This window comes from Streptomyces sp. NPDC050264, assembly GCF_040655895.1.
In the GTDB taxonomy this organism is placed as follows: domain Bacteria; phylum Actinomycetota; class Actinomycetes; order Streptomycetales; family Streptomycetaceae; genus Streptomyces.
In genome coordinates, this window is record NZ_JBFAKV010000005.1 from 184,844 (window position 1) to 198,050 (window position 13,207).

General features: G+C 70.9%; 12 protein-coding genes and 2 tRNA genes. 7 read left to right on the plus strand and 7 right to left on the minus strand.

Features of this window, described 5'->3' with window-relative positions; all coding sequences use genetic code 11:
* The first annotated feature begins 2 nt into the window (after positions 1–2).
* Complete coding sequence (locus AB0J02_RS10580; RefSeq protein ID WP_363193216.1) at positions 3–1,406, plus strand: amidase; 1,404 nt, start codon at positions 3–5, stop codon at positions 1,404–1,406.
* Between the two features lie 431 nt (positions 1,407–1,837).
* On the opposite strand, the gene AB0J02_RS10585 is transcribed toward AB0J02_RS10580, so the two are convergent.
* Entirely contained in the window at positions 1,838–2,347 is a 510-nt protein-coding gene (locus tag AB0J02_RS10585; protein ID WP_363193217.1) for a DUF3830 family protein, read from the minus strand.
* A gap of 109 nt (positions 2,348–2,456) precedes the next feature.
* On the opposite strand from AB0J02_RS10585, the gene ehuB reads away from it, so the two are divergent.
* The 5 genes from ehuB to AB0J02_RS10610 all read left to right on the plus strand — a co-directional run bounded on the left by ehuB (position 2,457) and on the right by AB0J02_RS10610 (position 6,496).
* Positions 2,457–3,362 (plus strand): ectoine/hydroxyectoine ABC transporter substrate-binding protein EhuB, encoded by a 906-nt coding sequence (ehuB, locus tag AB0J02_RS10590; protein ID WP_363193218.1) that lies wholly within the window; start codon positions 2,457–2,459, stop codon positions 3,360–3,362.
* Complete coding sequence (ehuC, locus tag AB0J02_RS10595; RefSeq protein WP_363193219.1) at positions 3,359–4,084, plus strand: ectoine/hydroxyectoine ABC transporter permease subunit EhuC; 726 nt, start codon at positions 3,359–3,361, stop codon at positions 4,082–4,084. Before ehuB ends, ehuC begins: the two co-directional genes overlap by 4 nt.
* 47 nt (positions 4,085–4,131) lie before the next feature.
* The gene (gene ehuD, locus AB0J02_RS10600) at positions 4,132–4,749 is read left to right on the plus strand and encodes an ectoine/hydroxyectoine ABC transporter permease subunit EhuD (protein ID WP_363193430.1); all 618 of its coding nucleotides are present in this window, start codon (positions 4,132–4,134) and stop codon (positions 4,747–4,749) included.
* 34 nt (positions 4,750–4,783) lie between these two features.
* A complete protein-coding gene (gene ehuA / locus AB0J02_RS10605) occupies positions 4,784–5,554 on the plus strand; it encodes an ectoine/hydroxyectoine ABC transporter ATP-binding protein EhuA (protein ID WP_363193431.1) in 771 nt (256 codons plus the stop codon).
* Positions 5,555–5,725: 171 nt separating this feature from the next.
* On the plus strand, positions 5,726–6,496 hold the full coding sequence (locus AB0J02_RS10610) for an IclR family transcriptional regulator C-terminal domain-containing protein (protein ID WP_363193220.1): 771 nt from the start codon (positions 5,726–5,728) through the stop codon (positions 6,494–6,496).
* 284 nt (positions 6,497–6,780) lie between these two features.
* Here the strand turns inward: AB0J02_RS10610 and AB0J02_RS10615 are convergent.
* The 6 genes from AB0J02_RS10615 to AB0J02_RS10640 all read right to left on the minus strand — a co-directional run bounded on the left by AB0J02_RS10615 (position 6,781) and on the right by AB0J02_RS10640 (position 12,618).
* Positions 6,781–6,854 (minus strand) — tRNA-Lys (locus AB0J02_RS10615).
* Positions 6,855–6,907: 53 nt separating this feature from the next.
* Positions 6,908–8,578: an AMP-binding protein gene (locus AB0J02_RS10620; protein ID WP_363193221.1), complete on the minus strand. Its 1,671-nt coding sequence runs from the start codon at positions 8,576–8,578 to the stop codon at positions 6,908–6,910.
* Positions 8,579–8,604: 26 nt separating this feature from the next.
* Positions 8,605–9,042, minus strand: coding sequence for a DUF3592 domain-containing protein (locus tag AB0J02_RS10625; protein ID WP_363193222.1), 438 nt, complete (start codon positions 9,040–9,042; stop codon positions 8,605–8,607).
* A 149-nt stretch (positions 9,043–9,191) separates the two neighbouring features.
* Positions 9,192–9,803, minus strand: coding sequence for a lytic polysaccharide monooxygenase (locus AB0J02_RS10630; RefSeq protein WP_363193223.1), 612 nt, complete (start codon positions 9,801–9,803; stop codon positions 9,192–9,194).
* 176 nt (positions 9,804–9,979) lie between these two features.
* Complete coding sequence (locus AB0J02_RS10635; protein ID WP_363193224.1) at positions 9,980–11,242, minus strand: SPFH domain-containing protein; 1,263 nt, start codon at positions 11,240–11,242, stop codon at positions 9,980–9,982.
* Between the two features lie 83 nt (positions 11,243–11,325).
* Positions 11,326–12,618: a peptidoglycan-binding protein gene (locus AB0J02_RS10640; protein WP_363193432.1), complete on the minus strand. Its 1,293-nt coding sequence runs from the start codon at positions 12,616–12,618 to the stop codon at positions 11,326–11,328.
* A 216-nt stretch (positions 12,619–12,834) separates the two neighbouring features.
* Between AB0J02_RS10640 and AB0J02_RS10645 the strand changes: the two genes are divergently transcribed.
* Positions 12,835–12,908: transfer RNA gene (locus AB0J02_RS10645), tRNA-Lys, on the plus strand.
* The last annotated feature ends 299 nt before the right edge of the window (positions 12,909–13,207 follow it).

The following is a 13,207-nucleotide window of genomic DNA, read 5'->3' on the forward strand; positions in this document are numbered from 1 at the left end:
GGATGACCACCGAGCTCACCGGACTGACCGCGCAAGAGCTTCTCGACGGCTACCGCAAGGGCGAGTTCAGCCCCGTGGACGCCACCCGGGCGGTCCTCACCCGGATCGAGGAGACCGAGCCCGGACTGAACGCCTTCGTGCGGATCGACGCGGCGGGCGCCCTCGCCGAGGCGGAGGCGAGTGCCGGGCGATGGCGGCGCGGTGAGCCGCAGGGGCTGGTCGACGGCGTGCCGGTGACGGTCAAGGACATCCTGCTGCAGCGCGGCGGGCCGACTCTGCGCGGCTCGAAAACCGTTCGCCCGGAGGGGACTTGGGACGAGGACGCGCCCTCGGTCGCGCGGCTGCGCGAGCACGGCGCCGTCTTCGTCGGCCGGACCACCACGCCCGAGTTCGGCTGGAAGGGCGTCACCGACTCGCCGCTGTCGGGGGTGACGCGCAATCCGTACGACACCTCGCGCACGGCCGGCGGTTCGAGTGGCGGCAGCGCCGCGGCCGTCGCGGTCGGCGCGGGGCCGCTCTCCCTCGGCACGGACGGCGGCGGCTCGGTGCGCATCCCGGCCGCGTTCTGCGGGATCTTCGCGCTGAAGCCGACGTACGGGCGGGTTCCGCTGTACCCGGCGTCCGCGTTCGGGACGCTGGCTCACGTCGGGCCGATGACGCGCGACGCGGCCGACGCGGCGCTCATGATGGACGTGATCTCCGGCCCCGACCCGCGCGACTGGTCGGGGCTCGGCCCCGCGGCCGACAGCTTCCGGGACGGTCTGCGCGGCGGGGTGCGCGGCCTGCGCGTGGCGTACTCGCCCTCGCTCGGCGGCCAGGTGGCGGTGCGGCCGGGCGTCGCGGCGCGGGTGCGGGCGGCGGTGACGCGGCTCGCCGAACTCGGCGCGTACGTGGAGGAGGTCGACCCCGACTTCACCGACCCGGTCGAGGCGTTCCACGTGCTGTGGTTCAGCGGGGCGGCCCGTGTGGTGCAGCATCTGTCGCCCGCGCAGCGGCAGTTGCTCGACCCGGGGCTGCGGGAGATCTGCGAGCAGGGCGCCCGGTACAGCGCGCTCGACTATCTGGCGGCGGTGGACACGCGGATGGCACTCGGCCGCCGGATGGGACAGTTCCACTCGACGTACGACGTGCTGCTCACGCCGTCGTTGCCGATCACCGCGTTCGAGGCGGGGGTGGAGGTGCCGCGGGGGTCGGGGCTGCGGCGCTGGACGGGCTGGACCCCGTTCACCTACCCGTTCAACCTGACCCAGCAGCCGGCGGCGACCGTCCCGGTCGGCCTCGACGGGCACCTGCCGGTGGGGTTGCAGGTGGTCGCCGGGCGGCATCAGGACGGCTTGGTGCTGCGGGTCGCACACACGCTCCACGAGGCGGGGGTCGCCGGGACGGTGCCGCCTGTCGTGTCCTAGGGCCAATGCCGTTGCCTTAGCCGCGATCTTGGTGCGTGCACCCCCGAGCGCAGGCGCGGCGCGCATCCCGGTGACATTCTCAAGAACCGCAGGAGTCCACCGTGTCACGGCGGTTCATGAGCCTGGGGCGACGAAGGGCAAGATCGCCCGTAACGCAACGGCATTGGGCCTAGGGCCTGGCTTCAAACTCCCCTCGTCGCCCGGAGGGCGGCCCGGCGGCGTTCGGTGCGTGCTCTCGGCGGGCCGGGTGCGGGGCCTCGTACGGGGCGTACTCGGCTTTGCGCCCGGCGCGGCGGGAGTCCGTGCCGGGCGCCGCCGGGGAGAGGGGAGTTCGAAGACAGGCCCGAGGCCACGGGGCTCCGCCCCGGACCCCGGTCCTCAAACGCCGGGCGGGCTGATCTGTGCCGGAGGGGGCTGGTCCTCGCAGGGCGTCACACGCGCTTGAACCCCAGCGTCTCGCCCACCGCCCCCGCCCGCCAGAGGTCCTGGCACGCGGCCGCCATGTCGTCCAGGCCCTCCACCACCTGCCCCCACACGATCCCGGGCACCCAGCCGACGTCCCCGTTCATCAACAGGTTGTTGCGCTCGTAGAAGAGGGCGAGGTCGATGACGGGCGCGCCCGCGGCCAGCGAGGCGCCCGCGCCGTACCCGTAGGACTGCGAGCCCAACTGCGTCCCGTTGAAGGAGAAATAGCAGAGGTCGCCCGGAATGGGCGTCACCGTCGGATTCTCCAGCGGTGGCTCCTGTTCCGCGAATGCCGGGAACAGGGCGTAGATCTCGTTGCGGGCGTATTTGGCGTGGTAGACGTCGGAGACGAGCGGCAGCGCGTCCCACACCGCCGCACACGTCAGCGGCGCGCGGTCGTCGAGCAGCTTCGCCGTACAGGCCACTCCCCTTTTGGCCAGCGAGACTTCGATGAATCGGTCCGTTGAGTCAGCCATGCCCTCCATGGTCTGCCCCATCCACCCCCATGGGTCAAGACCGCATCTGCCGTATCGGGGGCGTGAATTGATCGGCATGAATTGCGTCGAGTCGGGTAGCCGCGCGCCCATGGCTCCACCAACTGAGATACGTACGAAAGAGACTCCGGAAAAACGTCCCCTACGCAGACGGTCCCTGCTCGCGGGAGCGGGCGCGCTCGGTGCGATGGGCGCCCTGGGCGCCGCGGGCTGCAGCAGAGTGCCGAACGGTGACACGCTCGCCCGGCTCAAGGGGCAGGGCACCGTACGGCTGGGCATCGCGGGAGAGGTGCCGTACGGGTACATCGACGACGACGGCGAGTTCACCGGCGAGGCGGTGGAGCTGGCCAAGGTCATCTTCAAACGGCTCGGTGTCGGCCATGTTCAACCCGTGGCCACGGACTTCGCCTCACTCATACCCGGCCTGAACACACAGCAGTTCGACGTCGTGTCCGCCGGGATGTACATCAACAAGGACCGCTGTCAGCAGGTCATCTTCGCCGACCCCGAGTACCAGATGCTGGACTCCTTCATCGTCCGCAAGGGCAACCCGAAGAACCTGCACAACTACGCCGATGTCGTGAAGTCCGGGGCCAGGTTCGGCACCGGCACCGGATACGCCGAGATCCAGTACGCCGTGGACGCCGGGTACAAGGAGTCCGACATCGTGATCCTCCAGGATCAGGTGGCCGGGCTCAACGCCGTGGAGGCCGGACGCATCGACGTCTTCGCGGGCACCGCCCTCACCACGCGCGAGGTGACCAAGAAGAGCCGCAGGGCCGAGCACACCGAGCCGTTCGCGCCGACGGTCGACGGCAAGAAGCACGTCGACGGCGGCGGTTTCACCTTCCGCCCCACCGACACGAAGCTGCGGGACGCCTTCAACGTCGAGATCCACAAGATGAAGAAGAGCGGCGAACTGTTCCGGATCCTCCAGCCGTTCGGCTTCACCAAGGCGGAGATGACGACGCTGACCGCCGAGGAGCTGTGCCGATGACCGCCGGACTGTGGGAACACTGGGTACTGCCGGGCATCTGGATCACCATCCAGCTGACGGTCTACAGTGCGGCGCTCGCGACCGTGGTCGCGTTCGGCGTCGGCGTGGCGCGCACGCACCGCCTGTGGATCGTACGGTTCGTGGCCGGCCTCTACACCGAGATCTTCCGGGGCACGTCGGCCCTGGTCCTGATGTTCTGGATCTTCTTCGTCCTGCCGCAGCTGGCGGGCTGGTCCCTCGTCCCGATGTGGGCGGCCGTACTGGCTCTCGGCCTTTCCTACGGCGCGTACGGTGCCGAGATCGTGCGCGGTGCCCTGAACGCGGTGGCGCCCGCGCAGCGCGAGGCGGGGGTCGCGCTGAGCTTCACGCCGTGGCAGCGGATGCGGCTGATCCTGCTGCCGCAGGCGGTGCCGGAGATGATTCCGCCGTTCTCGAACCTGCTGATCGAGCTGCTGAAGGGCACCGCCCTGGTGTCGCTGCTCGGCATCGGTGACGTGTCCTTCGCCGCGTACCTGGTGCGGCTCGCGACGACGAAGAGCACCGAGATCTACTCGATCACGCTCGTCATCTACTTCGTGATCGCGTTCCTGCTGACCCGCGGCATGCGGGCGCTGGAGCGCAAGACCAAGGCGGGGCTCGGGCAGCGGCCCGAGCGCGGGGCCGGTGTCATGCGCAAGCTCAGCCTGCGCCAGCAGAACGAGACCGGAGGTGCCTCCCTGTGATCACCACTGCCGCATCGAACTGGGACTGGTCCGCGGTCAGCGACTTCATGCCGCACTTCTGGGACGGCGTCGTCGTCACGCTCCAGATCCTGCTGTACGGCTCGCTGATCTCGTTCAGCGTCGGCCTGCTCTGGGCCATCGCCTTCCGGGCGCCCACCCGCTTCATCCGCTGGCCCGTCGGGCTGATCACGGAGTTCATCCGCAACACCCCGCTCCTGGTGCAGCTGTTCTTCCTGTACTTCGTGCTGCCCGAGATCGGCATCCAGTTCTCCGCGCTGACCACCGGCGTCGTCGCGATCGGCCTGCACTACTCGACGTACACCGCGCAGGTCTACCGCGCGGGCATCGAGGCCGTACCGGTCGGCCAGTGGGAGGCCGCCCGCGCGCTGAGCCTGCCGTACCGCAAGACCTGGACCGCGGTCATCCTGCCGCAGGCGATCCGCCGCGTCATTCCGGCGCTCGGCAACTACGTCGTGGCGATGCTGAAGGACACCCCGCTGCTCGCGGGCATCGGCGTCCTGGAGCTGCTCCAGCGCTCGCGCCTCGAAGCGGCCAAGACGTTCCAGTACACGGAGGCCCTCACGGTCATCGGTGTCGCCTTCATCGTCATCTCCTACCTCGCGTCCCTTCTTCTCCGATCCCTGGAGCGCCGTCTTGTCCACTGATGCGAACCTCTCCAAAGACCAGCCCAATCCCAAGGTGGACGGCACCGAACTGATCCGCTTCGACAAGGTCGTGAAGCGGTTCGGCGGGAACACCGTCCTGGACGAGCTGGACTTCTCCGTCGCCTCCGGCAAGCACGTCACGCTGATCGGCCCTTCGGGTTCCGGCAAGACGACGATCCTGCGGCTGCTGATGACCCTGCTCAAGCCGGACGAGGGCACCATCAAGGTGGGCGGCGAGTACCTCACGCACGAGGAGAAGAACGGCAAGCTCGTCTCGGCCGGCGAGAAGCACATCCGCGAGGTCCGCAAGAACATCGGGATGGTCTTCCAGCAGTTCAACCTCTTCCCGAACATGAAGGTGCTGCGCAACATCATGGAGGCGCCGGTCACCGTGCTCGGCCTCCCCAAGGACGAGGCGGAGCAGCGGGCCCGCGACCTGCTCGACCTGGTGGGCCTCGGCGACCGCTGCGACGCGTACCCGACGCAACTCTCCGGCGGCCAGCAGCAGCGGGTGGCCATCGCGCGGGCGCTCGCGATGCGGCCGCAGGTGCTGCTCCTCGACGAGGTGACCTCGGCGCTCGACCCGGAGCTGGTGGCGGGCGTCCTCGACGTCCTGCGGGACATCGCCCGCACCACCGACATCACGATGCTCTGCGTGACCCACGAGATGAGCTTCGCCCGGGACATCTCGGACCAGGTCCTGATGTTCGACGCGGGCCGCGTCATCGAGTCCGGCTCCCCGGAGAAGATTTTCAGCGAGCCGGAGCACGAGCGGACCCGGGAGTTCCTGAGCGCGGTGCTGTGACCAGCCGCTCACTCCTTGGTGCATGACTTTGGCATATGCCACGGTGGCGCGTTCCAGTTGAGAGGCATGGAATGCGCCACCAATCTCCCCAACCGCCGCCCCTATTGGGTGCGTTGGCGGCTATCGTGGACGGAGCCAGCTGTCCGGAACCGGTCCTTGCAGGGGGATGCCGTGGCGCTGAAGCACGAGCAGGACGCGTCGTCGTACCAGCCGCACCAGTCGGTGCAGCACGCCCTCCGCGTGCTCGATGCCGTCGCCCACTGTGGCGCTGGCATCACCGACAGCGAGCTGGTGCGCGAGACCGGCCTGCCCGCGGACCAGCTGACCGCGCTGCTGCGCATGCTCCGCCGTGAGGGGTACGTCCAGCAGACCGCCGACGGCGCGTACGTCACCGGGGAGACGCTGAGCAGCCTCGGCTCCACCGAAGGCGGCGCGGCCGCCCTCACCGCCAAGCTCCAGCGCACGCTCGACGAGCTGCGGGACACGGTGGGCGCCGCGATCTACATGAGCCGGTACATCGACGGCGAGGTCCACATCACGCAGTACGCGTCCGGCCCCGAGACCCCCGCCGTGAACGAGTGGGTGGACTTCCGGGTCTCGGCCCACGCGAGCGCCGTCGGCAAGAGCCTGCTCGGCCAGCTGGATCTGGACGGTCGCCGCGATCACCTCTCCCGCCACAAGATGGCCCGCCTCACCTCGCGCACCATCACGAACGAGAGGGTGCTGCTCTCCAAGCTGGCCACCCAGCCCGCGACGGTCCCGGTCCTCGACCTCCAGGAGTACGCGGTGGGCACGGTCTGCGCGGCCGTCCCGATCACCGCCGGCTCAGCGGTCGGCTGCCTCGCCCTCTCCCTCCCGGTCGAACACGCCCACCGCCTCCACGACGCGGCAGAGGCCCTGAACAAGAGCGCGGCCCCGGTACTGCTGTCCATGGCGATCTGACCCGGTACGCCCGAGTGCGCGGCCCAGCACCGGCTCGGGGGTGTGGGTGGCGAAGCCCCCACGACGCGCGGCGCAGCCGCGCAAAAACAACGGTGGCGGGACGGTCCGCGCTTTCCGCGAACACATCCCGCCACGTGCGCCGCCAGGGACTCGAACCCCGGACCCGCTGATGCTGTGTCTTCCCGGGAGACGACCCCCGGACCCCCGGCCGTCGGCGGAGTCTCGCGGATCGCCGGCCGCACGCGAAAGGCCCCCCGCTCTCACGGAGGGCCTTTCGCTGTCTGTGCGCCGCCAGGGACTCGAACCCCGGACCCGCTGATTAAGAGTCAGCTGCTCTAACCAACTGAGCTAGCGGCGCGTGCTGACTCGAAAATAGTACCTGGTCCGAGGGGGTACCGGGGACCAAGATCGTCAGGGGGGCGGGAGGAGCAGTGCCTCCCGGCCCTGGTCCCGGTATGTGCCGATGAGGCCGTCGTGCTCGGTCGGTGTCAGGCGGCGGTACGTCGCCTCGGCCGGGGGCCGCCACCAGAGCTCGCCCCCGCTCCAGAACCCCTCGCGGCGCAGTTCTCCCCGCCGCACCTTGTTGGTCGCCGTCACCGGCATCCGCTCCACGACCCGTACGAACCGGGGTGCCATCTTCGTGCCGAGGTCGTCCTGTGCCAGCAGGAACTCGCCGAAGGCCAGCGGATCGAACGCGGCGCCCGCGCGGAGCGCCAGCGTCGCCATCACCTGGTCCCCGGAGACCGGGTCGGGCACCCCGTACACGGCGACGGCCGCCGCGTCGGGCCAGCGGGCGAGGATGTTCTCGATCATCGCGGGGGCGAGGTTCTCGCTGTCCACGCGGATCTTGTCGTCGCCGCGTCCGGCGAAGTACAGGAATCCGGCCGCGTCCCGGTAGAAGAGATCGCCTGTCCAGTACCAGCCGTCCCGCCGGACCCGCTCGGCGTACGCGGCGTCGTTGCGCCAGTACCCCTCGAACGGTGAGCGCCCGCGGTTCACCAGCTCACCTATCGCGTCGGCCCCGTTGACCAGCCGCCCGCCGCCGTCGAACGCGGCCGGCGGGCACTCGGCGCTCGTCTCCGGGTCGAGCACCACGAGGTCGTCACCCGGTGCCGCGCGGCCGATCGCGCCGGGCGGGGTGTCGGCGGTGCGCTGCACGGCGGCGCCGCCCTCCGACGATCCGTACCCCTCGACGAGCCGCACCCCGAACCGCTCCTCGAACCGCGCCGCGTCCACCGCCCCCGCCTCGGTGCCGAAGCCGACGCGCAGCGGGTTGTCCCGGTCGTCGGGGCGCTCGTCCGTGGCCAGGATGTACTGCACGGCGCGTCCCACGTACGTGAAATAGGTGGCGCCGAATTCTCGTACGTCGTCCAGGAACCGGGTCGCCGAGAAGCGGCGGCGCAGGGCCACGCCCGCGCCCGCCGCCATAGCCGGGGCCCAGTCGGCGATGACGGCGTTGCCGTGGAAGAGCGGCATGCAGATGTAGTGCACGTCGTCCGCGCGGACGCCGAAGGTGTCGACCAGGGACCGGCCGGCCGCGGCGAGCCGTCCCTGGGTGCAGATGGCGGCCTTGGGGGCGCCGGTCGATCCGGAGGTGAAGTAGAGCAGCATGCGGCTGTCGGGCCCGACGCCCGGGGCGCTCTCCGGTTTCGCGCCCTCGAAGGGGGCGAGCAGTTCGGCGTACGCGCCGGTGTCGGTCACCAGGACGCGCACGCCCGGCAGCTTCAGTCCGTCGAGCAGCGGGAGGTGGGCCCGCTCGGTGACCAGGACCCGGCACTCGGTGTGGGTGAGGTCGCGGGCCAGTTCGGCGCCGCGCCGGGTCGGGTTGATCCCGGCGACGGCGGCTCCGGCGAGCGCCGCCGCGCCCAGCCACTGAGGGAACTCTGGGGTGTTGTCGAGCAGTACGCCGATGTGCGGCTCGGCGCCGCGCGGCAGCAGATCCGCGAGGAGTCCGGCCCGCGCGGCGGCCCCCGAGGCGAGTTGGTGGTGGCTGAGGACCTGATCCTCGTACGCGAGCCCGGGCCTGTGGTCGCCCCAGCGCTCCTGGACGAGTTCCGCGAAGGTGCGCTTCATGGATCCCATGGCGGCGCACCATAATTGACGTTCCGTCAGAAGTGGAGGTCGGTGGGCAGATCGGCCAGGAACAGCCCGCAGAAGGCGACGACGAGCCCCAGGAGGACGAGCATGACCGCCGTCCCCGCCAGGTTGCCCCAGGGGCGTGGCGTCCGGGCCGTGGCGTGCTCGGGGTGGTCGGCCGTGTAGTGCACGACGACCATGTCGCCCTGGACGGTCGTGGCGGGGCCGCCGGCCTCGTCGATGCGGACGGTGCGGCCGCCGCGGGCCGTGAACTCGTAGACGTGGTGGTGGGTCGTGGTCGGGTGCTCGCCGCCACTGCGGCTCGTGTACGCGCGCAGGCAGCGTGCCTGCGCGGTGAGCCCGCCGCGCCAGGCCGCGCGCAGCCGCAGCGAGCGCCGCACCACGGCGCCTGCCGCGCACAGCGCCACACCGGCGATGAACACCGGCACCAGGTAGAAGATCAGGTCCATGGCACTCCCCCGTGTCGTACGTACTTCCCCGCACACCGACCGCAGTCAGGGCGGTGTGCGGGGAAGCTACCCCTGTCCGGGGCGGGAGAGCCTCAAGCCGGGCTCAGAAACCTCGAGTCCGGAATCCGCGAGCCCGCAGAGGGCGTGGGTCAGAACGTGACGTCCGAGCACGCGTAGAACGCGTTCGCCGTGTCCGCGATCGTCCACACCGCGAGGATCACGTGGTGGCCGGACTTGCCGGAGGGCAGGGTGCCGGAGTGCGAGAGGGTCGCCGGCGGCTGGCCGCTGTAGGGCACCGTGAGGAACGGGGTGGTGTCCAGGGCGGCGCGGGTCAGCGGCTGACTGTCGTTCCAGCCGTTCTTGGTGACGTAGTAGCGGAAGTCCGTGGTGGAGTGCCGCGCGGTGAACTGCCATCTGAACGTGTAGCTCTGACCGCCCGTCACCTTGGTGGTGGGCCAGGCGGAGCCGTTCGGCTGCTTGGCCGCGTTGAGCTGGCCGAACTCGCCGTGGTTGGCCGAGCAGATCTGTCCGTCCGCGGGGCCCGACGCCGGGAACCCCTTGGGCCCTTCGACGCTCTGCGGCTCCCACTGGATGTTGCCGCAGTTGGCGACGGTGCCGTTGGCGCAGAGTTTCTGCCGGCTGATGGGCAGGTCGGTGTAGCCGTGGCCGCTCGCGCCGCCCGCCGAGAGCGCGAACGCTCCCGCGGTCGTGAGGCCGAGCAGGGCCGCGTAGGTCTTGGTACGTCGGGAAGTCTTCCGCATGCTGCCGCTCCTGGGGTGTGGGGAGTGCCGGAAGCCGTGCGCACAGCGATATTCCAGGTCTAGACCAACCCCCAATGTATTGCCGGGAGTTGGCCGTGTCCATACAAAGATTTACCCCTGCCGTTCATGCGGAACGGCGACACCCCTTCGGAGACCTCGGGCCGGATGCCCCTTACTCACTCACCCCGGCCCGTGTAGAACGCCACCGTCAGGTCCTTCACCAGCGCCCTGCGCTCGTAGTCGTCCAGATCGACAAGACCCCGCGTGGTCAGCCGCGTCACCGTGTCCTCCACCGAATCGACCACCGAGGTCAGCACGCTGTCGCGGTGCTGGGCATCGAGCGCCGCGATCCGGCGGCGCCGCATCACGTCCGCCAGCTCGGGCGAGTAGTCGATCCGCGTCGGCTGCGCCGAGAACACCTCGATGCCGACCGGCCCCGCGTCCGCCGCCAGCCGCCGGGTGAGCAGATCGCCGACAGCCTCGGCATTGCGCAGCGTCGGCGCGGCCGCGTGGACGGGGGTCCCCCCGGCGCCGGCCGGCGGAGCGTCCGCGGGCAGCTGCGAGAGGACCCGCGCGAGGCCCGCCTCCACGCACTCCCGCAGGTACTCCTCGTGGTCCTCGACGCCGAGCGTCGCCCGCGCCGTGTCCTTGACCCGCCACACGACGAGGACGACGACGCGCAGCGCGACCCCGTTCGCGTCGACCGCCGGCATCGGCTCGCTGCGCCAGTGCCGCAGCCGGACATCGACGCGGCGGCGCAGCAACAGCGGGTTCACCCACAGCAGCCCGGACCTGCGCACACTCCCCCGGTACCGCCCGAACATCGTGAGCACCCAGGCCCGCCCGGCCCGGCCGCGCGCGAGCCCGCCGAAACCGAACAGCGCGAGCGCGCCGGAACCCGCGAGCGCCGCCCACTGCGGAGGGCCGAGCCCCACGCCCTCGTATCCGGGCAGCCCCGCCAGCTCCGTCACGATCCGCGGCAGCGCGCCCGCCCAGCCGAGGGACAGCGCGGTACCGGCCGCGCCCACGGCCCCGCCGAACACCCCGAGCGCGCCGGGCAGCACCCGCCCCGGCCGTTCGCCGAGATCCGGGTCGACGGACGGCACGGGCCTGACCGGCGTCCGCAGATGCGGGCGCGGCCCTGGCCGGCCGCCGCCGGTGCCGGTGCCCACCACGGCCGGCCGCAGAGGTACGGCGACCGGGTCCGGGTCGTCCCGGAACAGCAGATGCACGGGGATCTCGGTGGTCGCCTCGCTGTGAATGATCCGCGTGCCACGCCCTCCGGCCCCTACCGCACCAACCTCCCGGCCGCCACGCTCTTCGCGGCCCCCCGCCTCCGCCCGCCCGTCCGTCCCGTCCGTCGTCCCGCGATCGTCGTCCGCCGCATCCGGTGCCGGGCGCCTCGCCGCCCGCTCCGGTTGTCCCGCCTTCGTGCTCATCCACGCCTCCGTACTGCGATCCGTACTGAGATGTCTCCGCCTGTCGCCGTACTCACCACAGGAACCGCCTCCGTCACCAGGGCTCACGCGAAGAGCCGTCGCCAGGTCTCCGGACCCGGGTATCCGTCGGCCGCCGCGCCGCGCCAGCCCTGGGCCCGCTGGAACGCCTCGACGTTGCGCCGGTCCGCCTCGCCCCAGCGCGGGCCGGGACCCTGGGTGTAGTACTTGCCGAAGCCCTTCTTCACGAGCTGTTTGCCGAGTTGGGTGACCGAGGCGTTGTTCGCGCCGGGCCGGAACTTCGCCGCCCCCGGGAACGCCGGCGCCTTCGTCCCCTTCGAGCCGCCGGCGCCGCCCGGGATGTCCTTGCCCTTGCCGCCGACCAGGTACGACCAGGTCGTCGGCCCCGGAATGCCGTCCGCGTCCTTGCCGGTCCAGCCCTGCGCCTTCTGGAACGCCTGCGTCGCCTTGCGGTCCGCGTCGCCCCAGCGCGGGCCCGGCCCCTGCCGGTAGAACCGTTTGCCGCCGCGCTCCACGAGCAGCCGCCCGAGCTGGGTGACGTACGCGTTGTTCGCGCCGGGCCCGAAGGACGCGGCCCCGGGATACCTCGTCGTCGCCGTGCTCGAACCCGAGCCCGCGGTGCCGCCCGCTTTCACGCCTTTGTAGCGGTAGGCGAGGTAGCGGCTGGAGTTGCTCCAGTACGCGTACGGGGTCGACTGTTTGCGAGCGCCGGGGCGGGTCTGCTCGTAGGCCGTGTAATACGTGCGGCTGTAGTCGGTCCAGCCGCCGAAGATCGTGACGTGCGAGCCCTTCTCCGGGTCGGCGGGGTTGTGGAAGAGCAGGATGTCGCCGGGCTGCAGCTGCGCCTTGGTGATGCGGGTGCCGTACGCGGCGAGGCTGCCCGTCCACTCGTTGCCCGGCAGGCCCCAGGCCATGGAGACGAAGCCCGAGCAGTCCTGTCGGTAGCCGTCCTTCCAGTACTTGTTCATGTCGTACGGCACCTTCGCCGCGACCCAGGTCTGGGCGCGGGCGATGATCGTGGCCCGGGTCGTGGCACGCAGCGCGCTCTGCTGCGCGAGCTTCACGGTCTCCACCGCGGTCCCGGGCGCCCCGTGCAGGGGGCTGGTGCCGCCCTGCGGGGCCGTGCTCCCGTCGCCGGGGGCGGGGTCTCCGGGTCGCGCCTCGTGGTGTTCGGCCGCGGTCGCGGGGGTCAGCTGCAGGCCGCCGATGACGGTGCCCGCGGCGGCCGCGACGGCCCACGCGTGCCGGGCGCCGATCCTGGTGCGCGCCGCGTGCGGGACGGAGCCGCGCCACTGGACGCAGCCCGCGCAGCCGCAGTCGCCCGCCGGATCGATCTCCTCGAAGCCCGGCGTCTCCATGTGATCCATGCGATCCATGCGATTCCCCTCACACTCCGGTGCCGGCCTCTGAACTGATGAGCCTCGTTTTCGCACGCGAAAAGCGTCTCAACTGTCTACGCAAATCGCATGTTGACGGTCCGAATGATGGAAATCCGCACAAATCACCCCACGCTCCGGCGCGTCGAGTGGTCAGAACCACCCCAGAAGGTCGGGTAAAGTTACGCAGGTCAGCACGCGCCGCTAGCTCAGTTGGTTAGAGCAGCTGACTCTTAATCAGCGGGTCCGGGGTTCGAGTCCCTGGCGGCGCACAGACAGCAAAGGCCCTCCGTGAGAACGGGGGGCCTTTCGCGCGCAGCCAGCCATCCACAAGCCCCCCCCCCAACGGCCGGGGGTCCGGGGGTCGCCCCCGGAAAGACACAGCATCAGCGGGTCCGGGGTTCGAGTCCCTGGCAGCGCACAGACAGCAAAAGGCCCCTCGTGAGAACGGGGGGCCTTTCGCGTGCGGCCAACGATCCACAAGACCCCGCCAACGGCCGGGGGTCCGGGGGGCGCCCCCCGGAAAGACACAGCATCAGCGGGTCCGGGGTTCGAGTCCCTGGCAGCGCAC

Excerpts from the sequence above, each read along its gene's own strand:
- AB0J02_RS10640 (WP_363193432.1), bottom strand. The coding sequence starts at position 12,618 with ATGGAGACGCCGGGCTTCGAGGAGATCGATCCGGCGGGCGACTGCGGC.
- AB0J02_RS10620 (WP_363193221.1), bottom strand. The coding sequence starts at position 8,578 with ATGGGATCCATGAAGCGCACCTTCGCGGAACTCGTCCAGGAGCGCTGG.
- AB0J02_RS10625 (WP_363193222.1), bottom strand. The coding sequence starts at position 9,042 with ATGGACCTGATCTTCTACCTGGTGCCGGTGTTCATCGCCGGTGTGGCG.
- ehuC (WP_363193219.1), top strand. The coding sequence starts at position 3,359 with ATGACCGCCGGACTGTGGGAACACTGGGTACTGCCGGGCATCTGGATC.
- ehuD (WP_363193430.1), top strand. The coding sequence starts at position 4,132 with ATGCCGCACTTCTGGGACGGCGTCGTCGTCACGCTCCAGATCCTGCTG.
- AB0J02_RS10585 (WP_363193217.1), bottom strand. The coding sequence starts at position 2,347 with ATGGCTGACTCAACGGACCGATTCATCGAAGTCTCGCTGGCCAAAAGG.
- AB0J02_RS10580 (WP_363193216.1), top strand. The coding sequence starts at position 3 with ATGACCACCGAGCTCACCGGACTGACCGCGCAAGAGCTTCTCGACGGC.
- AB0J02_RS10630 (WP_363193223.1), bottom strand. The coding sequence starts at position 9,803 with ATGCGGAAGACTTCCCGACGTACCAAGACCTACGCGGCCCTGCTCGGC.
- ehuB (WP_363193218.1), top strand. The coding sequence starts at position 2,457 with ATGGCTCCACCAACTGAGATACGTACGAAAGAGACTCCGGAAAAACGT.
- AB0J02_RS10635 (WP_363193224.1), bottom strand. The coding sequence starts at position 11,242 with ATGAGCACGAAGGCGGGACAACCGGAGCGGGCGGCGAGGCGCCCGGCA.